At 69.1% G+C, this 25,170-nt stretch carries 28 protein-coding genes; 11 read left to right on the top strand and 17 right to left on the bottom strand.

Annotation, left to right across the window (positions count from 1 at the left end):
• Positions 1-6: 6 nt before the first annotated feature.
• The 4 genes from I4Q42_RS18935 to I4Q42_RS18920 form a co-directional block, all read right to left on the bottom strand.
• Complete coding sequence (locus I4Q42_RS18935) at positions 7-282, bottom strand: metal/formaldehyde-sensitive transcriptional repressor (RefSeq protein WP_110121486.1); 276 nt, start codon at positions 280-282, stop codon at positions 7-9.
• Positions 283-373: 91 nt separating this feature from the next.
• Positions 374-1,297 carry a M20/M25/M40 family metallo-hydrolase gene (locus tag I4Q42_RS18930; RefSeq protein ID WP_198577645.1) on the bottom strand — a complete coding sequence of 308 codons (924 nt, stop codon included), beginning with the start codon at positions 1,295-1,297 and terminating at the stop codon, positions 374-376.
• 12 nt (positions 1,298-1,309) lie between these two features.
• Entirely contained in the window at positions 1,310-1,888 is a 579-nt protein-coding gene (locus I4Q42_RS18925) for a hypothetical protein (RefSeq protein ID WP_198577644.1), read from the bottom strand.
• Positions 1,885-2,388: a hypothetical protein gene (locus I4Q42_RS18920; RefSeq protein WP_198577643.1), complete on the bottom strand. Its 504-nt coding sequence runs from the start codon at positions 2,386-2,388 to the stop codon at positions 1,885-1,887. Before I4Q42_RS18920 ends, I4Q42_RS18925 begins: the two co-directional genes overlap by 4 nt.
• Positions 2,389-2,706: 318 nt before the next feature.
• On the opposite strand from I4Q42_RS18920, the gene I4Q42_RS18915 reads away from it, so the two are divergent.
• Genes I4Q42_RS18915 through I4Q42_RS18900 form a run of 4 tightly spaced genes read left to right on the top strand, consistent with a single transcriptional unit; the run spans position 2,707 to position 4,656 of the window.
• The gene (locus I4Q42_RS18915) at positions 2,707-2,943 is read left to right on the top strand and encodes a BolA/IbaG family iron-sulfur metabolism protein (RefSeq protein WP_198577642.1); all 237 of its coding nucleotides are present in this window, start codon (positions 2,707-2,709) and stop codon (positions 2,941-2,943) included.
• Between the two features lie 6 nt (positions 2,944-2,949).
• On the top strand, positions 2,950-3,837 hold the full coding sequence (locus I4Q42_RS18910; protein ID WP_198577641.1) for an aldo/keto reductase: 888 nt from the start codon (positions 2,950-2,952) through the stop codon (positions 3,835-3,837).
• A gap of 53 nt (positions 3,838-3,890) precedes the next feature.
• Positions 3,891-4,232 carry a Grx4 family monothiol glutaredoxin gene (grxD, locus tag I4Q42_RS18905; protein WP_198577640.1) on the top strand — a complete coding sequence of 114 codons (342 nt, stop codon included), beginning with the start codon at positions 3,891-3,893 and terminating at the stop codon, positions 4,230-4,232.
• A gap of 4 nt (positions 4,233-4,236) precedes the next feature.
• Positions 4,237-4,656: an acyl-CoA thioesterase gene (locus tag I4Q42_RS18900; RefSeq protein WP_110121494.1), complete on the top strand. Its 420-nt coding sequence runs from the start codon at positions 4,237-4,239 to the stop codon at positions 4,654-4,656.
• 157 nt (positions 4,657-4,813) lie between these two features.
• On the opposite strand, the gene I4Q42_RS18895 is transcribed toward I4Q42_RS18900, so the two are convergent.
• A complete protein-coding gene (locus tag I4Q42_RS18895) occupies positions 4,814-5,188 on the bottom strand; it encodes a hypothetical protein (protein ID WP_232793282.1) in 375 nt (124 codons plus the stop codon).
• Positions 5,189-5,241: 53 nt separating this feature from the next.
• Here I4Q42_RS18895 and I4Q42_RS18890 point away from each other — a divergent pair, with 53 nt between their 5' ends.
• Positions 5,242-6,378: a serine hydrolase domain-containing protein gene (locus I4Q42_RS18890; protein WP_198577639.1), complete on the top strand. Its 1,137-nt coding sequence runs from the start codon at positions 5,242-5,244 to the stop codon at positions 6,376-6,378.
• Positions 6,379-6,382: 4 nt separating this feature from the next.
• Here the strand turns inward: I4Q42_RS18890 and I4Q42_RS18885 are convergent, their stop codons facing one another.
• The gene (locus tag I4Q42_RS18885) at positions 6,383-7,297 is read right to left on the bottom strand and encodes an EamA family transporter (RefSeq protein WP_198577638.1); all 915 of its coding nucleotides are present in this window, start codon (positions 7,295-7,297) and stop codon (positions 6,383-6,385) included.
• Between the two features lie 84 nt (positions 7,298-7,381).
• On the opposite strand from I4Q42_RS18885, the gene I4Q42_RS18880 reads away from it, so the two are divergent.
• From I4Q42_RS18880 to I4Q42_RS18865, 4 genes are all read left to right on the top strand, one after another.
• Entirely contained in the window at positions 7,382-7,864 is a 483-nt protein-coding gene (locus I4Q42_RS18880) for an Lrp/AsnC family transcriptional regulator (protein WP_198577637.1), read from the top strand.
• A 119-nt stretch (positions 7,865-7,983) separates the two neighbouring features.
• Positions 7,984-8,439: a hypothetical protein gene (locus I4Q42_RS18875; RefSeq protein WP_198577636.1), complete on the top strand. Its 456-nt coding sequence runs from the start codon at positions 7,984-7,986 to the stop codon at positions 8,437-8,439.
• 89 nt (positions 8,440-8,528) lie between these two features.
• Positions 8,529-8,954 (top strand): hypothetical protein, encoded by a 426-nt coding sequence (locus tag I4Q42_RS18870; RefSeq protein WP_198577635.1) that lies wholly within the window; start codon positions 8,529-8,531, stop codon positions 8,952-8,954.
• Between the two features lie 183 nt (positions 8,955-9,137).
• Positions 9,138-10,433, top strand: a complete 1,296-nt coding sequence (locus I4Q42_RS18865) for a cation:proton antiporter (protein WP_408611101.1) — start codon at positions 9,138-9,140, stop codon at positions 10,431-10,433.
• A gap of 61 nt (positions 10,434-10,494) precedes the next feature.
• Here the strand turns inward: I4Q42_RS18865 and htpX are convergent, their stop codons facing one another.
• From htpX to I4Q42_RS18825, 8 genes are all read right to left on the bottom strand, one after another.
• The gene (htpX, locus tag I4Q42_RS18860; RefSeq protein ID WP_198577633.1) at positions 10,495-11,427 is read right to left on the bottom strand and encodes a zinc metalloprotease HtpX; all 933 of its coding nucleotides are present in this window, start codon (positions 11,425-11,427) and stop codon (positions 10,495-10,497) included.
• 18 nt (positions 11,428-11,445) lie between these two features.
• A complete protein-coding gene (locus tag I4Q42_RS18855) occupies positions 11,446-11,802 on the bottom strand; it encodes a TFIIB-type zinc ribbon-containing protein (protein ID WP_198577632.1) in 357 nt (118 codons plus the stop codon).
• 375 nt (positions 11,803-12,177) lie between these two features.
• Positions 12,178-12,795 carry a 30S ribosomal protein S4 gene (rpsD, locus tag I4Q42_RS18850; RefSeq protein WP_101712483.1) on the bottom strand — a complete coding sequence of 206 codons (618 nt, stop codon included), beginning with the start codon at positions 12,793-12,795 and terminating at the stop codon, positions 12,178-12,180.
• Positions 12,796-12,983: 188 nt separating this feature from the next.
• A complete protein-coding gene (locus I4Q42_RS18845) occupies positions 12,984-13,382 on the bottom strand; it encodes an ExbD/TolR family protein (RefSeq protein WP_198577631.1) in 399 nt (132 codons plus the stop codon).
• Entirely contained in the window at positions 13,382-13,798 is a 417-nt protein-coding gene (locus I4Q42_RS18840; RefSeq protein WP_198577630.1) for an ExbD/TolR family protein, read from the bottom strand. Before I4Q42_RS18840 ends, I4Q42_RS18845 begins: the two co-directional genes overlap by 1 nt.
• Positions 13,799-13,855: 57 nt before the next feature.
• Positions 13,856-14,248, bottom strand: a complete 393-nt coding sequence (locus I4Q42_RS18835; protein WP_198577629.1) for a hypothetical protein — start codon at positions 14,246-14,248, stop codon at positions 13,856-13,858.
• A gap of 83 nt (positions 14,249-14,331) precedes the next feature.
• A complete protein-coding gene (fghA, locus tag I4Q42_RS18830; protein ID WP_198577628.1) occupies positions 14,332-15,168 on the bottom strand; it encodes an S-formylglutathione hydrolase in 837 nt (278 codons plus the stop codon).
• 167 nt (positions 15,169-15,335) lie between these two features.
• Positions 15,336-16,445 (bottom strand): S-(hydroxymethyl)glutathione dehydrogenase/class III alcohol dehydrogenase, encoded by a 1,110-nt coding sequence (locus tag I4Q42_RS18825; protein ID WP_198577627.1) that lies wholly within the window; start codon positions 16,443-16,445, stop codon positions 15,336-15,338.
• 117 nt (positions 16,446-16,562) lie between these two features.
• Between I4Q42_RS18825 and I4Q42_RS18820 the strand changes: the two genes are divergently transcribed.
• Complete coding sequence (locus I4Q42_RS18820; protein ID WP_198577704.1) at positions 16,563-17,432, top strand: LysR family transcriptional regulator; 870 nt, start codon at positions 16,563-16,565, stop codon at positions 17,430-17,432.
• Between the two features lie 134 nt (positions 17,433-17,566).
• On the opposite strand, the gene I4Q42_RS18815 is transcribed toward I4Q42_RS18820, so the two are convergent.
• A complete protein-coding gene (locus I4Q42_RS18815; RefSeq protein ID WP_198577626.1) occupies positions 17,567-20,434 on the bottom strand; it encodes a TonB-dependent receptor in 2,868 nt (955 codons plus the stop codon).
• Between the two features lie 161 nt (positions 20,435-20,595).
• The gene (locus I4Q42_RS18810) at positions 20,596-21,396 is read right to left on the bottom strand and encodes an RNA methyltransferase (protein ID WP_198577625.1); all 801 of its coding nucleotides are present in this window, start codon (positions 21,394-21,396) and stop codon (positions 20,596-20,598) included.
• A gap of 101 nt (positions 21,397-21,497) precedes the next feature.
• Between I4Q42_RS18810 and I4Q42_RS18805 the strand changes: the two genes are divergently transcribed.
• Positions 21,498-22,523: a serine hydrolase gene (locus I4Q42_RS18805; RefSeq protein WP_198577624.1), complete on the top strand. Its 1,026-nt coding sequence runs from the start codon at positions 21,498-21,500 to the stop codon at positions 22,521-22,523.
• Positions 22,524-22,544: 21 nt separating this feature from the next.
• On the opposite strand, the gene I4Q42_RS18800 is transcribed toward I4Q42_RS18805, so the two are convergent.
• A complete protein-coding gene (locus I4Q42_RS18800; RefSeq protein ID WP_332873114.1) occupies positions 22,545-25,055 on the bottom strand; it encodes an ATP-binding protein in 2,511 nt (836 codons plus the stop codon).
• Positions 25,056-25,170: the final 115 nt, after the last annotated feature.

Here is a 25,170-nt window from a genome sequence, read left to right as displayed (position 1 = left end):
CGGGTCTCATTTGGAATAGCGCCGGAAGGCCTCGATCACCTCGGCCGCGCCCTTTTCACGCTCGGCGTCGGTCAGGCCCGGGGCCGCCACGTGCTCGCGCAGGTGGGCCTCGACGATCTCGTCGAGCAGGCCGTTGAGCGCGCCGCGGGTTGCGGCGACCAGATGCAGGGTCTTGGCGCAGTCGTGGTCGCCCTCGATCGCGCGTTCGATCGCGGCGACCTGGCCGGCGATACGCCGCACGCGCTTGAGCAGGGCGTCGTTGTCGGTGGAGAGGTGGGCCATAGCATACCCCCCTATAGTATATTACGAACCACGTGAACCCGCTATTCCCCGCAAAAGCGGAGATCCTACGGGTGGGTGTGACCCGAGACTGCTACCGCCCCGCCGCCTTGTTGATTTCCCACAGCCGCTCGTCGAAGGCCCGGGTCGCCAGGATCACCGTCGCCACCGAGCCCTTGAAGAAGGGCTGCGGGATGGTGCCGAAGTCGTCGGTCGGCTGGTGGTATTCGGGGTGGTCCTCGACCCCGAAATAGACCCACGGCACGCCCTTCTCGGCGAAGGCGCCCTGGTCGGACTGGAAGGTCCAGTTGTTCTCCTTGCCGGCGGCGTCGGTGTCGTGGCCCTGCTTGAGGGTGACCGGCGCGGCCTTGGCGACCTCGTCGAGGATCGGCTTCAGGAACGGCTGGGGTCCCGAACCCGAGACATAGAGCTCGCCCTTGGCGTTCTTGCTCAGCATGTCGAAGTTCACTGCCAGGCCGATGCTCGCCAGGGGCACGGACGGCTCGGCGGCGAAGGCCTTGGCCCCGCGCAGGCCGCTCTCCTCGCCGTCGAGGGCGACGATCAGCACGTCGTGCTTGGGCGGCTTCTCCTGGAAGGCCTCGGCCACGGCGAGCAGGCCGGCCACGCCCGAGGCGTTGTCGTCGGCGCCGTTGTAGATCTGGCCGTTCTTGACCCCGACATGGTCGTAGTGGGCGGTGACCAGCAGGGTCTTGCCGCCTTCCGTGCCCTTGATGCGCGCCACGAGATTGACGCCGGTGACCACGACCCCGTCCTTACGGGTGAAGCGGAACGGCCGCTCGAAACCCTCGCCGATCGGCGACAGGCCGATGCGCTTGAAGCGCTCGAGGATGTAGGTGCGGGCCAGTTGCGACCCAGGCGAGCCGACCGCCCGCCCCTGCATCGTGTCGGCCGACAGGATCTTGACGTCGTCGAGGGCCAGGTCGCCCGGACCGGCCAGGGCGGGCGCGGCGAGGCCGGCGAGCACAGCGGCGGTCACGGCGGCGAAGAACGGACGCATTGAAACTCCGGGCTACTTGTCTTCAGGGCGCGCAGACGTCGAAACGGCGGGCTCGTCGAAGGTTTGATCACCCGGCGCCGGATCGCGCAACCAGCGGAACGAGAACAGGCTGAAGACGCCATCATCATCCCTGGATCCCGGCGCGGCGGCTCTGATGGGGTCCTTGCCGTCCACTAAGCAGGCGTGGCGGGTCGCCTCCCAGCGTACACCCGCCATGCCCAGGGCCTTGCCCTCCGGAGGCTCGTCGCAGCGGATCGGCCAGACCTTGAGGCTGGTGATCCGCCCTTGGCCGTCACGCGCCTTGATCTCGACGCCCAGATAGTTGCGCTGCGTATCGGCGGCCTCGTTCAGGTCGAGGAAGTCGCCGACGGCGTAGAGATCGAGCTGCAGCAGCGGAGGATCGCCAGGAATGAGCCGCAGGGGCCTGCTCACGGGCTTGCCTTCGTCCTCGCCAATGAGCGCGCCGCCACGCACCAGCAACTGGTCGCAGTCGGTCTTGCCGCCGCAATCGCTGGTCCAGACGCCGTCACGCAGGACAAGCGGCGGCGGGGTCGCGGCCAGGGCGGCGGCGGCCAGCAGGGCGGCGATCATCGGCGCGCCTTGGCGAAATCGTCGGGCCGCACCTCGCGGACCCAGCGCATCTCAGCCGGATCATCCCTGTCGGCCTTCACCTCCGCCGCCGCGGCGGCCATCAGCGCCGCCTCGCTTTCGGCGACGCAGTTGGCGCCTTCGACTTTCCAGCTGAGGCCGGGCTTGAGCGGCCGTCGCCCCTCGGCGTCTTCCGGCGCATCGAAGTCTTCGCAATACAGAAGCGCGAAGTGGAACGCGACGACCCGCCCCATTCCGTCGAACGCCACAGGCGTCACGGCGCGATACTCGTAGGCGGCCGAGGCCTTTTGGGGATCGCGGGTCTGCAGGATGATCGGGTCGCGAAAGGCCAGGAGCGCGTCCTGCGGCCGCCAGGCCCAGTGGCCCTTGTCGTCCTGTTCGAGCTGAACCTGGTCCGTGTCGCGGATCAGGAAGATCCCGCACTTCGACCAGCGCCGCAGCGGCCTGTCCGCACGAGCCCGGCAATCCTTGGAAGTCGCCACCCAAAGTCCTGGCTTCAACCGTGGCGCGCCTCGCGCGTCCTCCGGGCCAAACCAGGGCGTGTCCGAAACCACCCCAGCGCAACCGCCCAACCCCATCGCGACCACCGCCGCGACCAAAATCCCCAAGTACCGCATCACACCAACCTCACGGAAGATTCACGGATGCGTGATCACTACGTGAGATTGCGTTATCGTCAAGCGTCATCGACGAGGCTGGCTCTTCTTTCCGGCGATTGCACCGAAGCGCGACGCCCGCCATATGCGCGATCTTAAGGTTTATCGGGCATCTAGCCCTTCCAAGATCGGAGACTCCGTCCCATGCCCATGGCGCCCGACGTGCTCGAAGCCCGCCTGAACGCGGCCTTCCCGGACTCCGAGATCGTGCTGACCGACCTGGCCGGCGACGGCGATCACTACAAGGCGCGCATCGTCTCGCCCGCCTTCCGCGGCCTCAACCGCGTCAAGCAGCACCAGCTGGTCAACCGCGCCCTGGCCGACGTGCTGGGCGGCGAGCTGCACGCCCTGGCGCTCGAAACCGCGGCCCCGGCGGAGTAACGAGCCTTGCGCTACCGTCCCTTCGGCAAGGCGGGCATGGCGGTCTCGGCGGTGACGCTGCGACTGGCCGACCATCCGCGCATGAGCGCCAAGGACTGGCGCGCCCTGATCTTCACGGCCCTGGAAGCGGGCATCAACAGCTTCGAGGTTCAGGGCTCGTCCAAGGCCCTGCTGGAAGGCCTCGGCGAGGGCCTGGGCTCTGTGGAGCGCCGCCTGCTGTTCGTCAGCTGGCGTCTGCGCAGCGGCGGCGAGCTGCTGAGCGCCCAGGCCATCCACGACCTGATGGACGTGATCGAGCGCTGCGGCCTGGCCTATGCCGACCTGATCACGATCGACGATCCAGGCTCGGCCTTCCCGCCCTCGGCGCTGGCGGCCCTGATGGGCCTGCGCCAGTCGCGCCTGATCCGCAACCTGGGCCTGGCCAGCCGCGGCGAGAGCCAGGACCGCCACCTGGCGTCCGGAGCCTTCGACGCCCTGGCCGCGCCGTTCAACCTGTCGTCCGGCTGGGCCGACCGCAACCGCATCCGCGGGGCCGTCCAGCGCGACGTGGCCGTGATCGGCGAGGATTTCTGGCCCCAGAGCATCCGCGACCGCGAAGCCCGGCCGATCTTCAAGAAGCCGTCCCTGTGGCGGCGCCGCACCGACCCCCTGGCCAATCTCGGCGGCTACGACTTCCTCGACAGCACCCCCGGCTGGAGCGGCCAGGAGCTTTGCCTGGGCTACGCCCTGACCGAGCCGTCCCTGGCCACGGTGCAGGTCATCACCACCAAGCGCGAGAAGCTGGAAGCCCTGGCCGCGGTGGCCGAGCGCGACCTGCCGACCGGCTGCGCCGCCCAGATCGAGATGGCGCGTTTTTCGGCCGAACAGGCCGACGGGGCCAAGCGCCGCGCTTGACCGGGGGGTCTCGGGCGCCTAGCTGAGAGGCTACGCCCAAGGAATGCCCTCCCATGACTGAAGTCGCCGCCTCCCCCGCCCTCGAATTCATCGCCAAGACCGTGGCCGAGCACCCGGTCGTGCTGTTCATGAAGGGCGTGCCCGACCAGCCGCGCTGCGGCTTCTCGTCGGTGGCCGTGCAGATCCTCGACCATCTGGGCGTCGAGTTCGTCGGCGTCGACGTGCTGCAGGACGACGAACTGCGCCAGGGCATCAAGACCTTCACCGACTGGCCGACCATCCCGCAGCTTTACGTCAAGGGCGAGTTCCTGGGCGGCAGCGACATCGTCCGCGAGATGTTCCAGTCGGGCGAGCTGAAGACCCTGCTGATCGAGCAAGGCGTCATCTCGGCCTAACCGGGTGAGCCGCCTCTTCGTCCCGCCCGGCGACGCCTATCCCCTGACCTTCGAACCGAAGGCGTCGGACATCGACGCCAACGGCCACGTCAACAACGTGGTCTATCTGGGCTGGGCCCAGGACCTGGCGATCGCGCACTGGGAGGCCTGGGCTTCGGAAGAGGAACGGGCTCCCTGGAGCTGGGTCGCCCGCCGCCACGAGATCGATTACCGCCGCGAGCTGCTGCCCCATGAAGTCGCCACCGGCTACACCTGGGTGGGGGAGCTGAAGGGCCCGCGCTTCGAGCGCTATGTCCGTATCGACGGCCCCGACGGCGAGATGTGCGCCCAGAGCCGCACCGACTGGGTCCTGATCGACATCGCCGCCAAACGCCCGGCTCGCGTGCTGCCCTGGATGATCGAGCGGTTCACGCCGAAGGGGTGAAGGCTACACCCTCTTTCCTCCCGTCATTCCCGCCCTTGTGGCGGGAACCCCTCTGTCAGCCGCAGGCGAGAACGAGGCGGATCGCCAGCGATCCGCTTGCGCTTCCCTTGCGAACGGAACCAGGGTTTCCCGCCACAAGGGCGGGAATGACGGGAGATTATGGGGTGTTGAAGGGATTCATCACCCGCACCGCCCGCGCCCCCGCTAGGCCCAGTTCGTCCCAACCGAACCGCACCTCCGCCTCGTCCGCCCCGCCGCTCTTGCAGGTCTCCAGCCTCCGCCGGGCGAAAGCCACAGACGGCGCGCCGCCGCGCTCGACGAAGAAGCGCAGGTCCTCCTTGCGCAGGCAGCCCCTCGACTTCAGGCGGATGACCAGACCGCCGGCCTCCGCGCGGACGGCCAGCAGCGGCTCCAGCTCGCCCGGCGCGTCGGCCCCGGCCGGCAACAGGCGCGGCGGTCCCTCGGGAACAGTCGCACAGCCGGAAAGCAAGAGCCCGGCCAGCAGCACGCGGCGGTTGAAAAGGACGCCCATGGCGGCCAAGGTCGCCCGGCGCGAGGGCGTGCGCAACCGTGGGGCCTGTGGAAATGCGTGGAAAGTCTCTGGCCTTGGCGGCGGCGGCCATGTGCGTGGCCGCCGGATCGGCGCACGCCGAGAACCGCAAGCTCGATGACGAGATCGCCCGACTGATCACCGTCAGCAAGGTCCCGGGCGTCGCCGTGGCCGTGGTCGAGAACGGCAAGGTCGCCCACGTCACCGCCATGGGCGTGCGCAACGAGAAGGGCGATCCCCTGACGCCCCAGACGGTGATGTACGCCGCCTCGATCACCAAGGCGGCCTTCGCCTACTACGTGCTGATGCTGGTCGACGAGGGCAGGCTCAACCTCGACAAGCCCATCGCCGAGGTCCTCCCCAAGCCCCTGCCCGACTATAAGGCCTATGCCGATCTCGCGGGCGATCCGCGCTGGCGCAAGATCACCCCGCGCATGCTGCTGAGCCACTCGGCGGGCTTTCCCAACTTCCGCTGGCTGAACCCCGACGAGAAGCTCGACATCAAGTTCGAGCCCGGCAGCCGCTACGCCTATTCGGGCGAAGGCCTCAACCTGATGCAGTTCGTCATCGAGCAGGGCCTTTCGATCAAGGTCGGCGAGGACATGGACCGCCGCCTCTTCAAGCCGCTGGGCATGGCCCGCTCGGGCATGGTCTGGCGGGACGACTTCGCGACCGACCTGGCCGACGGACGCCAGGCCGACGGCAAGTGGGAGCCGCACGACGACCGCTCCAGCGTCAAGGCGGCCGGTTCGCTGGACACCACCATCTCGGACCTGGGCAGGCTGGCGGCCGCCATGGCCAGCGGCAGGGGCCTGTCGAAGAAGGCTCGCGCGGAGTTCTCGCGCGGCGGCCTGGCGATCCCGGCCGCCTATCAGTTCCCGCCCTTCACCGAGGACAAGAACCCCGACAACGCCAAGATCAAGCTGGCGGCCGGGGTCGGCGTCGTCACCTTCGACGGACCGCAGGGCCACGCCTTCTTCAAGGGCGGCCACAACGACATCACCGACAACATGCTGGTCTGCGTCGAGAAGCGCCGGGCTTGCGTGGTCGTGCTGACCAACAGCGGCGACGGCCAGCGGATCATCCCGTCGGTGGTCAAGGCAGCCCTGGGCGAAACCGGCCTGCCTTGGGGCTGGGAATATACCCGACTGCTGCCGGTCGAGGCGAAGTAGCGGTTCAGCCGCCCGGCCGCTCCATGGCCTCCGGATCCTCGACCACCGCCGTCTCGGGCGTCGTGGTCAGGATCGCGCCGGCCGAGGCGGCGACGATGCAGGCGATGGCGATCCACTGCTGGGGCGACAGAAGCTCGGCCAGCACGATCACCCCGGCCAGGGCGCCGATGGCCGGCTCGACGCTGAGCATCACGCCGAAGGTGCGCTTGGGGATGCGCTTGAGGGCGATCATCTCCAGCGAATAGGGCACGGCGCTGGAGCAGATGGCGACCACCAGGCCCAGCAGCATCAGGCGCGGATCGAGCAGGGCCGCGCCGGCCGAGGCGATGCCGAACGGCACCACCACCAGGGCCGCCACGCTCATGCCCAGCGCCACCGAGCGGCCGCCATGCAGATGGCCCAGGCGCTTACCGGCGACGATGTACAGCGCCCAGCAGACCGCCGCGGCCAGGGCGAAGGCCACGCCCACCAGATCGAGCGCCCCGGCCCCCAGCTTCAGCGGCAGGAGCAGCAGCAGGCCGAAGGCGGCCAAGCCGATGCACAGGAAGTGGCTGGGCTTGCGCGCGTGCAGCAGCGACAGGCTCAGCGGCCCCATGAACTCGATCGCCAGGGCCACGCCCAGCGGAATGGTGCGCAAGGCCATGTAGAAGCAGAGGTTCATCACCCCGGTCGCCACGCCGTAGAAGGCCACGCCCATCAGGTCGCGCCGGCTCAGCGGAAAGCGCCAGGGCCGCCACAGCAGGAGCAGCAGCAGGGCCGCGAAACCGACCCGATAGGCGCTCGTGCCCTGGGCGCCCACCATCGGAAACAGGCTCTTGGCGAAGGAGGTGCCGCCGGCCAGGGTCACCATGCCGCCGAACAGGGCCGCATAGGGCAGCAGCGCGTCGAGCGCGGGACGGCGGATGGCGGCGGTGGACATGGGGCGAAATTAGTCGCCGCGGCCCGGCGCTTCTCGCCGAAATTCGTCGTATACCGCCTGAAACAGGCGATATGAGCGACCCAGATGACGAAATCCGTCACCCTCGACAGCTTCGACCGCAAGCTTCTGGAACTGGTCCGCCGCGACAATCTCGAGCCGGCGCGCAGCCTGGCCGAGAAGGTCGGCCTGTCGGAAAGCGCCGTGCTGCGCCGCCTGCGGCGACTGCGCAAGGAAGGCGTCATCGTCGCCGACGTGGCCATCGTCGATCCGGCCCGCCTCAACGCCGGCCTGACCATGCATGTGCTGGTGGAGATGGAGCGTGAAGGCAGCGCCCTGTTCAACGCCTTCGCCGCGGGCGTGGCGGCCCGCAAGGAGGTGCTCAGCGCCTGGCACGTGACCGGCAGCACCGACTTCCTGCTGACCGTCACCGTGCCGACCATGGAGGCCTACGAGGCCTTCACCCACGAGGTGCTCAACGACGACCGCCGGGTGCGCTCGTTCATCACCCTGGTCGGCATCCGCGAAATCGTGCGGCTGGATCCCTCGCGCGCCCCGCTGGTGGAGTGAACGGAGCGCCAGAGCAGGCACCTCCAAAGGTGGAGTTTTAAATAGATCATTGCGCCAAGGTTGTTGACGCGACGCCGGATGAGTGTCGAAATCGGCGCGTCCATTGGGAGGTGGAGCCATTGAAGGCGCATGTGATCGCGATCGGTCTGGCGATGTCGCTCGCGGCCGGCGGCGCCGTCGCGGGCACGTGGCATTGGGCAGAGGCGCCGACCAAGGAAGAAGCCATGCGCCTGGCCACGTCGCAGGCCCGGGCCAAGGCCTGGCGCAAGGCGTCCTGCTTCAAGCCCGCCGCGGTCGTCGATTCCTGCCGGCAGGTCGCGGACGGCTTCCGCTGCCGGGCCTCCAGCGCCGCCGACCGGCGCGGCTGCGGAGACAGGCCGGGCTGGGAGATGGCCCTGCGAGCGAGGCCGGCGCGAAGCCTGGCGTCGACCGCGGCCACCCCTTCGTATCCGCGCGCGTCTTTCGAGCTACCGTGGACCCTGCCGGAGCCGACGTCGCCCTATACCGGCTCGCTCTACGGCGCGGGGCCCTCGTTCACGCAGTCCGTAACGGCGACGCCGTTCCCTCAGCCGTGAAGACCCGGCGCTCCGCTCCGGGAAGGCGCACCGGGCTCGTCTCTGCGCCCATACAAGAAAATCACCGTCGCTATTTTGGAGCTGAACTCATGAAGGCGAGCATCCTCGCGATCGGTCTGGCCCTGTCGCTCGTCGGGGCTGGCGGCGCGGTCGCCAGCACCTGGCACTGGGCCCAGGCCTCGACCAAGGAAGACGCCATGACCGCGGCGACCGCCGAGGCCCAGGCCAAGGCGCGGCGCAAGGGCACGTGCTACAAGCCCGCCGCGACGCTGGACGTCTGCCGCCAGACCGCCGAAGGCTTCAGTTGCCGGGCCGACAGCGCCGACGTGGCGAACACCTGCGTGGCCTGGGACGAATGGGTGCCGACGCCCGCGCGCGCGGCGCGGCGCACGACGCCCATGTCGCCCTTCTCGGACCTGTGGTCCAGGGCCCAGCCCTTCTACTCTTCGCCAACCTATGTGGGCTATCCGTACGCCCCCGGCGTCTACGTCCCGCCGCCGCTCACCTCTCAGTGAGGCGAAAGGCCTGACCGGGCACGCGCGCTGTCGCGACACGTGGCTTGAACCTTGGGACCGCTAACAATTTCAAGTGACAACGTTGTCCGATACCACGGTCGCTGCTAGCCTGCCTTCAGGGATGAAACGCGACCGCTCCAGGCGGCGCAGACCAGGGGGAATGGCCGGATGACGACGGCTGAGTTGAGCGTAGCCTTTTTCCTGCAGGTGGCCGTGATCGTCGCGGCCTGTCGCGGCATGGGCTGGATCGTGAAGCGGTTCTTCGACCAGCCGCAGGTAGTGGGCGAGATGATCGCCGGCGTGATTCTGGGCCCGTCGCTGTTCGGATTGCTGGCCCCCGACCTGCAGCACATGCTGTTCCCCAAGGAGACCAAGTCGGTGCTCTATGTCTGCGCCCAGCTGGGCGTGGGCCTCTACATGTTCCTGGTCGGCATCGGCTTCCGCAGCGACCACTTCAAGGCCAACGCCAAGAGCGCCCTGGCCGTGTCGCTGTCGGGCATGACCGCGCCGTTCCTGGTCGCCATCCTGCTGACCCCCTGGCTGATGAGCCTGAAGCTGTTCGGCCAGGGCGTGCAGACCTTCCAGGCCACGCTGTTCATGGGCGCGGCGATCTCCATCACCGCCTTCCCGGTGCTGGCCCGCATCATCCAGGAGCGCGGCCTGACCAAGACCCCGCTCGGCTCGCTGTCGCTGTCGGCCGGGGCCATCGACGACGCCGGCGCCTGGACGGTGCTGGCCATCGTGCTGGCCAGCCTGGGCGGCGGCGCGGCCGTGGCGGTCAAGGCGATCATCGGCGGCGGCCTGTTCGCCGCCTTTATGCTGACCCTCGGCCCCAAGCTGATGGCCCCGCTGGGCCGCTGGGCCGAGCGCGAGGGCAAGGTCACGCCCGCCCTGCTAGGCGTGGTCATCATGCTGTTCGCGCTCAGCGCCTGGGCCATGGACGCGGCCGGCCTGCACTCGGTGTTCGGCGGCTTCATCCTCGGCGCGGCCATGCCGCGCGGCCTGCTGACCCGCGAGCTGAAGAAGCAGCTGGAGCCCCTGGCCCTGGCCCTGCTGGTGCCGATGTTCTTCACCTTCTCGGGCCTGAACACCCACCTGACCATGGTCAACAGCTGGAGCCTGGCGGCCATCGCCCTGGTCATCCTGGCCGGCTCGATCGCCGCCAAGGGCCTGGCCTGCTGGGCCGCCGCCCGCCTGACCGGCCAGGACAACGCCACCGCCATGGGCATCGGCGCCCTGATGAACGCCCGTGGCCTGATGGAGCTGATCATCATCAACATCGGCCTGCAGAAGGGCATCATCGGCCCGGCCCTGTTCTCGATGCTGGTGGTCATGGCCATCGTCACGACGCTGATGGCCAGCCCGCTGTTCGAGATCGTCTACGGCAGGAAGGCCCGCCTGAGCGGCGCGCTCGGCGCGCTGAACGAGGACGAGGACGAAGAGCCGGTGCGCGGTACGGCGCCGGCGGCGGCGCGGTAGACGCCCCAAGCGGAGCATAAAAATGAAGGCGGCGGGGACATCCCCGCCGCCTTCTTCGTTTCTAGCTCCACGGCCCCGGCTGGCGGCTGGGACCACTGGTCGGCACGGCCGTCTCCAGCCGCTGACGCGTTCCCTGCCCAATCGCCAGCCGCATCAGGGCCTCGATCCGGTTGTGGGTGGCCGGGTGGGTCGAGAACAGATTGTCGGCCCCGCGCCCGGCCAGCGGATTGATGATGAACATGTGGGCCGTGGCCGGATTGCGCTCAGCCTCGTGGTTCACCACCCCGCCCCGGGCATAGGCGTCGATCTTCTCCAGCGCGCGAGCCAGGCCCCGGTTGTCGCCGGCGATCTGCGCGCCCACCCGGTCGGCCTCGTATTCGCGCGAGCGGCTGATGGCCATCTGCACCAGCATGGCGGCGATCGGGGCCAGGATGGCCAGGGCGATGGCGCCGATGATCCCGCCGGGACGCTCGTCGTCCTCGCGCGAACCGCCGAAGAAGAAGGCGAAGTTGGCCAGGGCCGAGATCGCGCCGGCGATAGTCGCCGTCACGGTCATGGTCAGGGTGTCGCGGTTCTTCACGTGGGCCAGTTCGTGGGCCATGACGCCGCGGATCTCGTCGCGGTCGAGCATGGCCAGCAGGCCCGTGGTGGCGGCCACCGCGGCGTTCTCAGGGTTGCGGCCGGTGGCGAAGGCGTTGGGCTGGTCGCTATCGATGATGCAGACGCGCGGCATGGGCAGGCCGGCCCGCTGGGCGAGATCCCGCACGTCGCGGGCGTAACTTCGCACCAGCGGCTCGGGATGGCTCTCGTCGACCTCGACCGCGCCATAGGCCCGCAGCACGATCTTGTCGGCGTTCCAGTAGGAAAACACGTTCATGCCGGCGGCCAGCACGAAGGCGATCAGCATGCCCGTGGCGCCGCCGATCATGTAGCCGGCCCCGACGAACAGGGCCGTCAGACCGGCGAGCAGGGCGAAGGTCTTGAAGTGGTTCATGGCCTTTGAGGGTGTGGGTCAGTCGAAGATGTCGAACAGGTCGAAGCGCTTCTTCTTGTGATGGCCGTGACGGCGATGGTCGTCGTCATGGTCGTAGCGCTTGTGGCCGTCGTGGCGCTTATGGTCGCCCCGCCAGGCGTCGTCGTAGCGGCGCGGTTCGGGGCGCTGCTCATAGGTGGGCTGGGGCCGATTGAACGGCGAAGGCTGCGGCGCGGCCGCGCCCTGGGCGTCCTCGCGCTCGAGGGCCATCAGCTTTTCGAGTTCGCCGCGATCGAGCCACACGCCCCGGCACTTGGGGCACATGTCGAACTCGACCCCGGCGCGCTGCACGGCCTGCATGGAGCCGTCGCAGTTGGGGCACATCAGAAGAGGCATGGTCGTTCGGGTCCCTTGTCCAAAGTGGACGGGTGTTCCCAACGTCAGGTCCGGCACGAGGGGGAGGGAAACCCGGACCCAGACATCGAGAACACCCGATGCGGTCCGACATCACGCGCGCTCTTCGAGAGCGCTGCGCCAGAGGGGCCCGGCCCGCGACTTTGAGATAGGGACGGGTTTTCGGGTTTCAAGGGGGCAAAACCCCCTCAGTCGCTTCGCGACAGCTCCCCCAGAGGGGGAGCATCTTGGCGGTGTAGATCCTCCCCCTCTGGGGGAGGTGGCCCGGAGGGCCGGAGGGGGTCTGCACGGCCTGAAACAAAAAAGGCCCCGGATCGCTCCGGGGCCTTTTCCGATCTCTTGCGAGTTCGACGCGTCTTACGAGGCGTAGAATTCGACGACGAGGTTCGGTTCCATCTTCACCGGATACGGAACTTCCGAGAGTTCCGGAGCGCGGACGAAGGTGGCCGACAGGCCCTTGGCGTCGACCGAGACGTACTCGGCGAAGTCACGCTCGTTCGAGGCGACGGCTTCCAGCACCAGAGCCATGTTGCGCGACTTTTCGCGGACCGCGATCACGTCGCCCGGCTTGCAGCGGTACGACGGGATGTTCACGCGCTTGCCGTTCACGGTCACGTGGCCGTGGTTCACGAACTGGCGGGCGGCGAACACGGTCGGCACGAACTTGGCGCGGTAGACGATGGCGTCCAGGCGCGACTCGAGCAGCGCGATCAGGTTTTCCGAGGTGTTGCCCTTGCGGCGGGCGGCTTCCTCGTAGGTGCGCGAGAATTGCTTCTCGGTCAGGTTGCCGTAGTAGCCCTTCAGCTTTTGCTTGGCGCGCAGCTGCAGGCCGAAGTCCGAAACCTTCTGCTTGCGGCGTTGGCCGTGCTGGCCGGGGCCGTAGGACCGCTGGTTGACCGGCGACTTGGGCCGGCCCCAGAGGTTCTCGCCCATACGGCGATCGATCTTGTACTTGGCGCTATGGCGCTTGGACATAGGTCACTCTTTATATCGATCCGGGCCGGTCCTCCCGAAGGAGGGCGATTGCAACGGCGGCGTCGGGTCATTCCGTCATGAAGCTCGCACCGCGCGGCGAGCCGGCGGCGTGAAGGCGCGGTTTATGACGGAGGGGCGACGGGGAGTCAACGGACGGGACCAGCGCCTGGCCGGATAAATCCGTTGTTTCAGCGGCTTTCCTGCTGGACGAAATCGACTCTCACGCCCGCGCGCCGAGCGGCCTCGACCACGGGAGGGATCGCTGCGTACGGCGTATCGCGATCGGCGACGACGGTCAGTCGCTCGTTCCTGGCCGCCACCCCGACAAAAGCCGCCTCCAGGCCGGCCAGCGTGACGGGCCGTCCGTCCAGGCTATAGCGCCCCTCCGCCTCCACCGCGAGCCAGGCCCGGTCCGGAGGAATCCCGCAACCGAGATAGACGCCCGCAAGCTCCACCCGGGTCGCGCTCTCGGCGCCGCCGGCCAGGCTCACCGCGCCGGCAAACACCGCCAGCAACACCCCGACCAGCGGCGCCAGGTTGGGCGTGGCCATCGGCTTGCCCTCGAAACGTCCCGCCAGCCGCGCCATCAGTGGATCTCCTCGTTGAGGAAGTTGGCTTTCAGGCCGGCGTCGTCGAGGGCCCTCACCACCGCGGCGACGGTCTCGTACCGCACCTCGGCGTCGGCCCGCAGGGAGACGCCCGCCAGCCCATGGATCCTTGCCTCGCGGATGGCGTCGGCGACGGCCTCGGCGTGGCTTGGTTCGCGCGTCGCGCCCAGATAGACCTCGCCGTTCTGCTGGAAGGAAAGGTAGACCCTAGACGGAACCTGGGCGCCGGGCGGCATCAGCGAGCACACGTCGACATGGAGGTTCACGGCCTTGTCGAGCCCGACCGAGGTGGCGGTCACCACCGTGAATACGGCCAGCAGCACGCCGATCAACGGCGCCATGTTGGGCGTCGCCATCGGCTTGTCGCTCAGCCGTCCCGCCAGTCGCTGGGCCATCCGCGCCTCTCTCTCGAAGCGAGAGTGGCGCGGCGGCAAGAGACTGACAAGCGTAATTTACGGCCGTTGCAGCGGATTGCGCACGCGGACCCGGTCGCTGCGCTGCACGCCCAGGCCGTCGAGGTCGAAGCGCACCTCCTTGCCCTCCGGCACGAGCGCCCGGCACAGGTCGGGACGTTCACGCGTCAGGGTGACGGCGACGACGGAGTCGCGGCGGTTGGCTTCGACCTTGAAGTCCTCGGCCTTGGTGCAGCCGTTCGACGACACGCGGGCCACCAGTTCGCCCTTCTCCAGGCCGACGGCGTAGATAGACTCCAGCTCGTCGCTGTCGTTGATCTTGACGGTGACGTCGCGCTTTCCGCCGCCGTGATCGGCGTCGATGATGACGCAGGCCGAGGTCGACAGGCCCGCGGCCATCACCAGGGCCAGGACGGCCAGTTTCTTCTGCATGTTCTTGAACCCCTCAGCGGCCGAACTTGGCCTTGGCGGAGAGGAGCGTTTCGCGGCTGAACCCGGGATGAATTACCGAAAGTTCACAACCGGGCGGCGTGCCAGGCGATGTGGTCGCCGATGAACGTCGCGATGAAGAAGTAGCTGTGGTCGTAGCCTTCCTGGCGGCGGACGGTCACCTTCAGCCGGGCCTCGGCGCCGGCTTCCTCCAGCAGTTGCGGCTTCAGCTGGTTTTCCAGGAAGTTGTCGGCCAAGCCCTGGTCGACCAGGATTTCGTCGAAGGCTTCGCCGAAGCCGTCCGCGATCAGGGCGCAGGCGTCGTGGGCTCGCCAGGCGGCGCGATCGGGGCCGAGATAGGCGGTCAGGGCCTTGTCGCCCCACGGGCAGTTCAGCGGCGAGACGATCGGCGAGAAGGCGCTGACCGACTTGAAGAGCTGAGGATTGCGCAGGGCGATCGTCAGGGCGCCGTGACCGCCCATCGAATGGCCGAAGATCCCCCGCCGCGCCGGGTCCAGCGGGAAGGCGCCGTCGACGGCCTGCAGCAGGTCCTTGGTGACGTAGGAGTACATGTTGAAGTGCGGCGCCCACGGCTGTTCCGTGGCGTCGACATAGAAGCCCGCGCCTTGGCCCAGGTCATAGGCCGGATCGTCGGCGACGCCCTCCCCGCGCGGGCTGGTGTCGGGCGCGACGATGGCCACGCCGTGCCTGGCGGCCCACGCATAGGCCCCGGCCTTGGTGGTGAAGTTGTCCTCGGTGCAGGTCAGGCCCGACAGCCAGACGAGATAGGGAAACGGCCCCTCCCCGTCCGGCGTCCAGACGGTGAACTTCATCGGCGTGCCGGTGCTGGCGCTGTCGTGCCGGCCGTAGCGCAGGGTCCCGCCCTGGGTGCGGTGGGTGGCGAGGATTTCGACGGTCGTCATGGCGGCTACCTGAACGATCCTTCTCCCCTTGCGGGAGAAGGTGGCCTGCGAAGCAGGTCGGATGAGGGGTCGCGCCGGCCTGGACCGTGCGCGGCTGAACGCGCCTTCAACCCCTCATCCGTCGCCTGCGGCGACACCTTCTCCCGCAAGGGGAGAAGGGAAAGGACTTAGAACGTCACCACGGTCCGGATGCTCTCGCCCGCGTGCATCAGGTCGAACGCCTCGTTGATGCGTTCCAGCGGCAGGACGTGGGTGATCATCGGGTCGATCTGGATCTTGCCGTCCATGTACCAGTCGACGATCTTGGGCGTGTCGGTGCGGCCGCGCGCGCCGCCGAAGGCCGTGCCCTTCCAGACCCGGCCGGTGACCAGCTGGAACGGACGCGTGGCGATCTCCTTGCCGGCCTCGGCCACGCCGATGATGATGCTCTCGCCCCAGCCGCGATGGCAGGCTTCCAGCGCCTGGCGCATGACCGTGGTGTTGCCGGTGGCGTCGAAGGTGTAGTCCGCGCCGCCGTCGGTCAGGGCCACTAAGTGGGCGACCAGATCGCCCGAGACGTCCTTCGGATTGACGAAGTGGGTCATGCCGAACTTGCGGCCCCATTCCTCGCGGTCCGGGTTCAGATCGACGCCGACGATCATGTTGGCGCCGACCAGCTTCAGGCCCTGGATGACGTTGAGGCCGATGCCGCCCAGGCCGAAGACGATGGCGTTGGCGCCCGGCTCGACCTTGGCGGTGTTGGTCACCGCGCCGACGCCCGTGGTCACGCCGCAGCCGCAGTAGCAGGCGGTCTTGAACGGGGCGTCCTTGCGGATGCGGGCCACGGCGATCTCGGGCAGCACGGTGTAGTTCGAGAAGGTCGAGCAGCCCATGTAGTGGTGGATGGTCTGGCCCTTGTAGGAAAACCGGCTCGTGCCATCGGGCATCAGCCCCTTGCCCTGGGTGGCGCGGATGGCCGTGCAGAGGTTGGTCTTGCCCGAGAGGCAGCTTTTGCACTGGCGGCATTCGGGCGTGTAGAGCGGGATCACGTGGTCGCCGACCGCCAGGCTGGTGACGCCGGCCCCGACCTCGACCACCACGCCCGCGCCTTCGTGACCCAGGATCGAGGGGAACAGGCCCTCGGAGTCCAGGCCGTCCAGGGTGTAGGCGTCGGTGTGGCAGACGCCCGTGGCCTTGATCTCGATCAGGACCTCGCCGGCCTTGGGCCCTTCCAGGTCGACCTCGACGATCTCCAGCGGCTTCTTGGCTTCGAAAGCGACGGCGGCGCGGGTCTTCATCTCAAGGGCTCCGATCAGATCTTGGCTGCTGTGGTACGCCGATGCGGGCGCGGCGATAATCCCAATTGATGCAAAACATTGTTGCCCATCAGGGACAATGGGCGCACCACCGCCGCCATGAGCGCCTGGGACGGGATCGACGAATTCGTGGCCACGGCCGAGGCCGAGAGCTTCTCCCAGGCCGCGCGACGGTTGGGCCTTTCCACGTCGGGCGTCAGCCGCGAGGTGGCGCGGCTGGAGGAGCGGCTGCAGACCCGCCTGCTCTATCGCACCACCCGCCGGGTCAGCCTGACCGACGCCGGGCGGGCTTTCCTGGCCCGCTGCCGCCAACTGATCCATGATCGCGACGAGGCCTTGGCCGCCGTTGGCGAGGAGGACGGCGAGGTCAAAGGCCTGCTGCGGATGACCTGCTCGTCGGCCTATGGCGAGCGTTACGTCGTGCCGGCCGTCAACGCCTTCGCCCTGGCCCACCCCAAGCTGTCGGTGCACATCGAGCTGGACGACGCGGTGCGCGACATCGTCAGCGAGGGCTTTGATCTCGCCATCCGCTTCGGCCGCCTGACCGACAGCCGCCTGATCGCCAAGCGCCTGGCCTCGCGCACCCGCCGCCTGTGCGCGGCGCCGAGCTATCTGGCGCGAGCCGGCACGCCGACGACGATCGCCGACCTGGAGGCCCACGCCGGCGTGCTGGGCGCGACCGACGCCTGGCCGCTGCGGGAGGGCGAACGCGAGATCGTCTTCAAGCCGCAGGGCCGCTTTCGCTGCAACAGCGGCCAAGCGGTGCTGGATGCGGCCCTGCAAGGCCTGGGCGTCTGCCAGCTGCCGAACTTCTACGTCGATCCTGCCATCGCCGACGGCCGGCTAGTCCCACTGCTGGAAGCGCACAACCCCGCCGACGAGGGCGTTTGGGCCGTCTATCCGCACCTGCGCCTGCTGCCGGCCAAGGTTCGGCTCTTGGTGGAGCATCTGGAGCATAATCTCGGATAGCCCCCTTCCCCCTTGATGGGGGAAGGGTCGGGGATGGGGGTGGTTGCAGAGCCGGCCGTGACGCGCGGTATCAACGCCCTAGTCACCCCCCCTGCCTCTCCCCCATCAAGGGGGAGGGGTCGCGCGGGAATCCCCTAGAACACCTTCCGTAAACCGGCCCGCACCGTTCGCCCGGCGGGATCCATGTAGTCCTTGCGATAGGCCTTTGGCGTCTCGCCCTTGTCGTTGCGCACCACCTGCTTGGTGTCGAACAGGTTGTCGACGCCGAGGGTCAGGCGCGAGCCGCGCAGCCAGCCGTAGCGCTTGGTCCAGTCCTTGTTGACGTCCAAATCCAGGTAGCCTTGCAGGCCCAACGTCGGCAGGTCGGAGAAATAGAGGTCGTCGCCGCGCGTGCCGCCGTCCACCCAGGTCGAAGACCGCCAGCTGCCGCGCAGGGTGGCCCCCATGCCGCTGCGCGACAGCTGGGCCTGGGCGTAGATTTCGTGCCGCGGCGTGCCGCCCCGGCGGCCCAGCGAGGCGCCGTCCAGCAGGTCGAGCGGAGCCAGGCCCTTACGGATCACCACCTCGTCCTTCACCCGCCAGGTGTGATTGACCGAGACCTGCAAGCGGGTCTGGCCCGGCGGGACGGCGCCGCCGCCGGTGCGCATCGTCATGCCGCCGCCGCTGACCTGGATGCCGCCGCCGGGGCGTGGACCGCTCGCAGCGCCGCCGGCGGGACTCGTGGGACCACGCGGACCGGCGGCCGGGGCTGCGGTAGTCGGCGCGGCCCCCGGCTTGGGTCCGGCGGCCGGCGCGGGCGGGCCGCCCCAGCGCAGGTTGTAGTTCAGCCCCCAGCGAAGGATCTGGTTGTCGGCATGGGCGAAGTTCACTGGCCGGCTGTCGACCGATAGCAGCCGGCCGATCTTGTTCGGATAGTCGGGATCCGTCTCCGGCACCACCTCGCGCACGAAGCGCGACGGGAAGGCCGATTCCAGCTCCGGCGAGATCGACGGGAACGAGGCGATCTGGTCGTCGATGCGGCTGGCCGTGTAGTTGCCCCAGACGAAGAGGTCGCGTTTCTCGAACGGCTTGTAGAAGAAGTTCAGCTTCACGACCTGGCGGCTGTCGGGCTTCAGGTTCGGATTGCCGCCCTCGATGCGGGTGACCGCCACGGTGTCGCCGGTGGCGAAGTCGTACATCGAGACGTTGGGGGTCAGGACCTGCGGGTCATTGACCTGCTGGGGCGTCGGCTCGCCCTCCTCGGTGCTGTAGTTCAGGCCCAGGCTGACGCCCTTGATCGGCTGCCACGACACCCCGCCGCCGACGGTGACCAGGCCGCCGATGTCGGAGAACCGCTCGTACAGCCCGTTGCCGTTCAGCGACACCGAGCCCAGGAAGCCCAGACGCCCCTCGCCGCGCTCGAGCAGCGGCAGGTCGAAGCTGGCCGAGGCGGTGGCGCGGTCGCGGGTCAGGTCGCGCTGGGCCGGCACGCCGGAGCGGACACTGTCTGCCTCGACCTTGCGGCTGTCGAACCCGCTCTTGACGGTGGCCCGCAGGCGACCGGCCGGCAGCTGCAGCAGCGAGCCGGCGGCCGTGAACTCGGCCTTGGCGTTGGTGGTGACAGAGTCGGCCGTGTCCTGGGCGGCGTAGCGCAGCAGGCTCGCCGGAACCGCGCCGAACGGATCGACGGCCGGGTCGCCGGCCTTGACCGCCGCGGCGTAGGCGGTCGTGTCCAGCCCGCGGCCGGTGCGGGTGGCGCTGTCGGTCATGTCGAAATTGCCCGAGGCGGTCCAGCGCCAGCCGGCCAGCATGCCCAGGGCGGTCGCGGCCAGCTCGACCTTGTCGGTGTCGACCTTGCGGCGCAGGGCGTCGGGAGCGTCGATGTAGCGGTAGAGGGTCACGTCCTCGGCGAAGGGCGAGAACGGATTGTCGGACGTCAGCTCCAGCTTCACGCCCGGCAGGCCCAGATAGCTGACGCGGCTGGTGCTCTCCAGATTGCCGCTGACCGAGACCGTGGTCTTGCCGAAGTTGCGGCTGTAGGCGCCCTGGATCGCGCCCTCCTCGCCACGCGGCAACAGGGTGCGCGATGCGGTCAGGTCGTCGGCGGCCGTGATGTTGGCGCCCGCGACGAAGTCGGCCAGCGACGCCGTTCCGCCCGCCAGGCCCACTGGGACCGAGGCCATGGTCACGCTCGTGCCGGCCAGGGCCGACAGGGCCGGGTCGATCTGTCCGTCCGTGCGCTTGCCGAAGATGTTGCCCTGGAGGTCGTAGGGCGTGCTGACGCTGCGCTCGACGTCACGCTCCTGCTCGTACAGCGGGGTCTCGCGGCGATAGCGGGCGTTGATGGTCCAGCGCGCGTCGGCGTCGACCTTGAACTGGCCGCCGCGCTGCTCGGAGAAGGTGCGGCCGCCCTCGGTGGCCCAGCGCCGCTCATCCTCGAGGGTCCGCTGGCTGAAATCCTTCTTGAGGACGAAGTTCAGCACCTTCTGGTCGGCGCGATAGCCGTAGGCCAGGGCCTTTTCCTCGGGATAGATCTCGGCCTTCAGCACCGCCTCGGGCGGTATGCCGCTCATCTCCTGCGGACCGGAAATCCGCTGGCCGTTGATCAGGATGATCGGCGGCTCGTCGCCGCCCCGGCCCCGCGCCGACACCGTCAGGGGCGCCAGGGCGGTGACCAGTTCGGCCAGGCTGCCCGCGCCATAGGCCTGGATGTCGGCCTCGTCGAGCACCTGCTCGGGCTCGATCGTTCCCTCGGTCTTGCCGCGCGGCGCGGCGTCGACGGTGACGCCGGAGACGGCGTCGGTGTCGTTAGAAGTGGTTTCGGCGGGCACGGTCTCGGCAGGCGCCGTCGCCGCGGCGGGCGTGGCGACCGAGGTCGCGGAAGACTTGGCGTCTGAAGACTTGGCGTCGGGCGATGTCGTCTCGGCGCCGGCCGGCTCGGCCAGCTTGGTCTCGCCCGGTTGCAAGCCGGCCACGGCCAGGGCGGCCGCGAAGCCGTGCAGCAGCATTCCACCCAGCGCCATGACCCACTCCCCGCACAGGCCCCGCGCTCAACCGCCGGATGCCAACCACAACCAAACCTTGGCCATGGATTTAGGCTGGATAGCGGCGTTTTCGCGGTTGCGAAAATTAAAGCCCTGTAAGGTGGGAAACCGGTTTCTCAACTCCCGAAAGGTGGGAGTTCCTAGTCTTCCTTGGCGGCCTTCTGGGCCAGCTTGGCCAGCACCCGGCCACGTCCCTTCGACAGGGCGGTGATCACGCCGCGGAAGGTGCGAACCTCCTGGTCGGTCAGGCGGGCGCGAGCCAGCGGGACGCGCAGGTTGCGCACCATCGACGGTTTCTTCTCGGGCGGATGGTAGAAGCCGGCCTTGTCGAGCTCACCCTCCAGGTGCTCGTAGAGGCCCATCATCGCCGCCTGGTCGGCCGGCCCCTCGACGTTCAGCTCGAACTTCTTCCAGGGGCGGTCGTCGACCGTCATCTTCCATTCGTAGGCGTTGATCGACACCGCCTGGGCCAGGTTCAGCGAGCGGAAGCGCTCGTCGATCGGAATCGAGACGATGGCCTGGCACAGGGCGATGTCGTCGGTCTCCAGCCCGGCGCGCTCGCCGCCGAACAGCAGGCCGACCTTGCGGCCCTGATCGACTTCCTCGGCCAGATGGCCTGCGGACTCGCGCGGAGTGTAGACCGGCAGGCGCGTCTCGCGCGGTCGGGCCGTGGTGGCGTAGACCAGATGCAGGTCGGCGATGGCCTCGGCGAGGGTGTCGAACACCTTGGCGTCGTCCAGCGGCCAGTTGGCGCCTGAGGCGCTGGCCCAGGCCCGCTCTTGCGGCCAGCCATCGCGCGGATTGACCAGCCGCAGCTCGTAGAGGCCGAAATTGGCCATCACCCGGGCCACCGAGCCGATGTTCTCGGCCAGTTGCGGGGCGTTGAGGATCACGCACGGCGGCGTGCGGACGATGTCTTGCGAAGGCGTGTCGGCGGTCATCCCGTCCCTTTGCCGCCGCCGTGCGCCTCCACGCAAGTCCGAACCGCGTTCTGGCGCGTTTAGCCCCGGTCACGCTTGTTACCCTGGGAGCTTCCCGCCCTATGCATCGCCGCGCCCTGCTCGCCGCCTTAGCCGCCCCGGCCCTGCCTGGGATGCTGTCGGCCTGCCGCGAGCCGCCCCTGGCCGGACAGGACGACCCGACCCTGGACGCCAAGGTCCTGAACCGGCAGCTCCAGGCCCTGGCCGAACGCGCCCGCCCCGGCGTGCTGGGCGTCGCCGTCCAGGACCTGACCACCGCCCAGCGCGCCGCCGTGGCCGGCGACCAGTCCTTTCCGATGGAGGGCGCCTGGAAGGCGATCCTGGGGGCGGCGGTGCTGGCCGAGGCCGAAGCCAAGGCCTTGTCGCTGGACGACGTCCTGGCCGTCGCCGACGTCGACCTGTCGCCGCCGCCCAGCGGCGTTGCCGACGCCTGGCCCGGCCGCGACCGCTACACGATCGAGGAACTGCTCAAGCGCGCGGTGGCCCTGGGCGACAACACCGCCGCCGACGTGCTGATGAAGCGGATCGGCGGTCCGGGCGCGCTCACGGCATGGCTGGAGCTGCGCAAGGTCGACGAGATTCGCCTCGATCGCTACGCCCGCCAATTTCTGCCGGAGCGGACGGGCACGGCCTCGTTCCGCGCCGACTGGAAGGGCCAGGCCTGGCGCAAGGCGGTGCTGGCCACGCCTCCGGGCCGGCGGCAGGCGGCCCAGCGGCTCTACCTGACCGATCCGCGCGACACCGCCACGCCGCTCGGCGCCGTGCGCTTCCTCGAGGCCCTCAACCAGTTTGAACTGACCAGCCAGGACGGCCGCCGCCGACTGCTGCGGCTTATGGAAGCCGCCGCCGGCGATCGCCTGCGCCCCGCCCTGCCCGACGGCGCGCGGCTGGCGACCCTGACCTCGTGGACGCCCTACGATCTGGGCCTCTGCGCCGCCGACAGCACCCTCGCCCTGGTCCGCCTGAAGGACGGCCGCCGCTTCGCCCTGGCCATCTTCCTCAAGGCCTCGCCGCTGGAGGACGAGAACCGGACGGCCCTCGTGGTCGAGGTCGCAAGGACGGTGCTGAAGATGGCGGCGAAGGCGTAGGGGGAGCATTGGCCGCCAGCTTCACCCCGCCGCGCTGGCTCTCGTCGTCACCCGCGTGCGCGCGCCGGCCAGGGCCTGGACCAGCAGGCCGGGATTGAGCGGCTTGGCCACGTGCAGGTCGGCGCCGGCGGCGTGGGCGGCGGCGACGTGCTCGTCCATGGCGTTGGCGGTCAGCATGATGACCAGCGTCCGCCGCGCGCCCGAGGCCGCCTCGCGGGCGCGGATGGCGCGGGTGGCGCTCAGGCCGTCCATCACCGGCATCTGCATGTCCATCAGCACCGCGTCGAACGGCTGATCCTCCAGCGCCCGCAGCGCCGCCTCGCCGTCCTCGACCATGGTCAGGTCGACGCCGAACGGCTCGAGCACGATCTCGACGACCTTGCGGTTGCCCGGATGGTCCTCGGCCACCAGCACCCGCAGGCCCTCCAGCGACACTGGCCCGTCGTCGTCCTCGTCGTCGTGGCCCAGGCTGGCGGTCGAGGGCTGCAGCGGCAGGTCGACGATGAAGGTCGCGCCCCGGCCGGTCACCGCCCGGGCGTCGATCGCCCCGCCCATCATCTCGGCCAGGGCCGCGCAGATCGACAGGCCCAGGCCCGTGCCGCCGAACTGGCGGGTGATCGACTGGTCGGCCTGGACGAAGCGCTTGAACAGGCGCTCGCGCACGGCGTCGTCGAAGCCGACCCCGGTGTCGCTGACGCTGAACCGCACCACGTCGCCGATCCGCTCGACCGACAGGTCCACCCCGCCGACGCTGGTGAACTTCACCGCATTGCCCAGCAGGTTCGAGAGGATCTGGCTGATCCTTCCGGCGTCGCCGTCGTAGCGTCCCGCCGCCTCGGGCGACACCGACCACGAGAAGGCCAAGCCCTTCGCTTCAGCAGAAGCCCGGTGCAGTTCGGCCATGCCGGCGACCAGGGTCTCCAGCTCGAAGGGCGCGAAAGTCATCTGGAACTGGCCGGCCTCGATCTTGGAGACGTCCAGGATGTCGCCCAGCACCTGCTCCAGCAGACGCCCCGACGAGGCCACCAGGGCGGCAAGCTCGCGGCGGCGGGCCGGATCATTCTCCTCGGCCAGGCGGTCGCCGACGGCGATGACGCCGTTCAGCGGCGTGCGCAGTTCGTGGCTCATATTGGCCAGGAACACCGACTTGGCCTGGTTGGCCTTTTCCAGCTCCCGGGTGCGGTCGGCCACCCGGTCCTCCAGCGAGCGCAGCAGCTCGTCATGCACCTCGCGCTGCTTGCGCAGCTCGCGGGCCAGACCGCCGATCTCGTCGCCGCGGTCCTCGATGCGGCCGGCGGCGGCGGCGTCGTCCTCGCGATGGGCCCGGGCCAGGGCGCGCAGGGGCGAGACCACCTCGCGGGCCATCAGGCGGTGCATCAGCACGAGCTGGACGACCATGCCGATCACGCCGAACAGCAGCACCCAGGACGCGGTCTTGACCGCGTTCCAGACGATCTGGTCCGAGCGGAAGGTCATCAGGAAGTACCAGTCGGGCTCCTTCATCCGCCCATAGGCCACCACCCGGTCGCCGGTCTTGTCGCGCAGGGCCCCGACGTCGCCGCCGTTGCGGCGGATCTGGGCCATCAGGTCGGCCACGTGCTCGCTGGACTGCACCCGCGCCAGCCGGGCGGCGTCGACCACCCCGTCCTTGGCCAGGCCGGGGGCCGAGATCAGCTCGCCGTCCGACGAGACGATCAGGTTCTGGCCGCCCGGCAGGGCGTCGCCCACCGCCCGCAGCAGGAAGGAGTCCAGCGACAGGCTGGTGCCCCAGGCGCCGACATGCCGACCGCCCATGTCGAACGGCGTCAGGCAGGCGGCGTTCAGCCCGCGCCCGCTGGGGTTGGAGATCAGCTTGCGCAGCTTGGTGCACTTCATCACCCGCTGCGGATTGACCGCCGGCAAGGTCAGCTGGGTCATCTCCTCCTTGGAGATGTCGAGGTTCGGCGGGGCGTCCTGGCGGTAATAGAGCAGACGGTCCTTGCGCTTGGGACCAAACATCACGAGCCGGGTGTCGGGCGTGAAGAAGTAGAAGTTGTCGTAGTGGCCGATCTCGGTCTCGCCGGCGTTGGCGACGACCTCCATGGCCGCGACCATCAGGGCCTTGTCCTCGCGGGTGAGCTCGGCGGCGCGGGGCACGAAGCCGCCGATGCCGTAGACATAGTGGTTGCCCGTGCGGCCGCCGTCATAGAGCCGCGCGGCGGTGCGGCGCGTGCCGTCGCCATGGTCGGGGAACAGCAGGTCGAACTGCTCGTCGATGCCCGGTTCGACATCCCGCAGCCGGCGCAGCAGGGCCAGGCTTGAGGCGTCGTGCACCTTGACCAGGTCGGAGAACAATCGGTCCTCGGTCTTCACCCGCTCGCCGACATATTCGGCCAGGTGACGCATCTGAGTCTCGGCCGCGCTCTGCTGGACGAAGAAGAAAGTGACCGCCGTGACCAGGCCCGTGACCGCGATCGACAGCACGGCGGCGAAGGCCAGGAGTCGGCGCGCCAGGGGCGATCGCACATCCGTATGGCGCCACAGGCTGCTCACGCCTCTCCCCCAAGACGGCCCGTCGGGGCCTTCCAGCATAATCTCAACCCATTAGGGCGGAGCGCGCCGGATGTCGCCTGTGGTGGAATGCCGCGCTTGGTCGAGAGACGAACTC

This window comes from Caulobacter hibisci (genome assembly GCF_016135805.1).
GTDB classification, from domain to species: domain Bacteria; phylum Pseudomonadota; class Alphaproteobacteria; order Caulobacterales; family Caulobacteraceae; genus Caulobacter; species Caulobacter hibisci.
Note: the sequence above shows the minus strand (reverse complement) of the source record. Positions and strands in the feature narration are given on the sequence as shown.

Excerpts from the sequence above, each read along its gene's own strand:
- grxD (WP_198577640.1), top strand. The coding sequence starts at position 3,891 with ATGACTGAAGTCGCCGCCTCCCCCGCCCTCGAATTCATCGCCAAGACC.
- fghA (WP_198577628.1), bottom strand. The coding sequence starts at position 15,168 with ATGACGACCGTCGAAATCCTCGCCACCCACCGCACCCAGGGCGGGACC.
- I4Q42_RS18805 (WP_198577624.1), top strand. The coding sequence starts at position 21,498 with ATGCATCGCCGCGCCCTGCTCGCCGCCTTAGCCGCCCCGGCCCTGCCT.
- I4Q42_RS18815 (WP_198577626.1), bottom strand. The coding sequence starts at position 20,434 with ATGGCGCTGGGTGGAATGCTGCTGCACGGCTTCGCGGCCGCCCTGGCC.
- I4Q42_RS18845 (WP_198577631.1), bottom strand. The coding sequence starts at position 13,382 with ATGGCGCGGCTGGCGGGACGTTTCGAGGGCAAGCCGATGGCCACGCCC.
- htpX (WP_198577633.1), bottom strand. The coding sequence starts at position 11,427 with ATGAACCACTTCAAGACCTTCGCCCTGCTCGCCGGTCTGACGGCCCTG.
- I4Q42_RS18895 (WP_232793282.1), bottom strand. The coding sequence starts at position 5,188 with ATGGGCGTCCTTTTCAACCGCCGCGTGCTGCTGGCCGGGCTCTTGCTT.
- I4Q42_RS18870 (WP_198577635.1), top strand. The coding sequence starts at position 8,529 with ATGAAGGCGAGCATCCTCGCGATCGGTCTGGCCCTGTCGCTCGTCGGG.
- I4Q42_RS18935 (WP_110121486.1), bottom strand. The coding sequence starts at position 282 with ATGGCCCACCTCTCCACCGACAACGACGCCCTGCTCAAGCGCGTGCGG.
- I4Q42_RS18915 (WP_198577642.1), top strand. The coding sequence starts at position 2,707 with ATGCCCATGGCGCCCGACGTGCTCGAAGCCCGCCTGAACGCGGCCTTC.
- I4Q42_RS18880 (WP_198577637.1), top strand. The coding sequence starts at position 7,382 with ATGACGAAATCCGTCACCCTCGACAGCTTCGACCGCAAGCTTCTGGAA.
- I4Q42_RS18835 (WP_198577629.1), bottom strand. The coding sequence starts at position 14,248 with ATGCAGAAGAAACTGGCCGTCCTGGCCCTGGTGATGGCCGCGGGCCTG.
- I4Q42_RS18890 (WP_198577639.1), top strand. The coding sequence starts at position 5,242 with ATGCGTGGAAAGTCTCTGGCCTTGGCGGCGGCGGCCATGTGCGTGGCC.
- I4Q42_RS18925 (WP_198577644.1), bottom strand. The coding sequence starts at position 1,888 with ATGATCGCCGCCCTGCTGGCCGCCGCCGCCCTGGCCGCGACCCCGCCG.
- I4Q42_RS18885 (WP_198577638.1), bottom strand. The coding sequence starts at position 7,297 with ATGTCCACCGCCGCCATCCGCCGTCCCGCGCTCGACGCGCTGCTGCCC.
- I4Q42_RS18825 (WP_198577627.1), bottom strand. The coding sequence starts at position 16,445 with ATGAAGACCCGCGCCGCCGTCGCTTTCGAAGCCAAGAAGCCGCTGGAG.
- I4Q42_RS18930 (WP_198577645.1), bottom strand. The coding sequence starts at position 1,297 with ATGCGTCCGTTCTTCGCCGCCGTGACCGCCGCTGTGCTCGCCGGCCTC.
- I4Q42_RS18820 (WP_198577704.1), top strand. The coding sequence starts at position 16,563 with ATGAGCGCCTGGGACGGGATCGACGAATTCGTGGCCACGGCCGAGGCC.
- I4Q42_RS18810 (WP_198577625.1), bottom strand. The coding sequence starts at position 21,396 with ATGACCGCCGACACGCCTTCGCAAGACATCGTCCGCACGCCGCCGTGC.
- I4Q42_RS18855 (WP_198577632.1), bottom strand. The coding sequence starts at position 11,802 with ATGCCTCTTCTGATGTGCCCCAACTGCGACGGCTCCATGCAGGCCGTG.
- rpsD (WP_101712483.1), bottom strand. The coding sequence starts at position 12,795 with ATGTCCAAGCGCCATAGCGCCAAGTACAAGATCGATCGCCGTATGGGC.
- I4Q42_RS18840 (WP_198577630.1), bottom strand. The coding sequence starts at position 13,798 with ATGGCCCAGCGACTGGCGGGACGGCTGAGCGACAAGCCGATGGCGACG.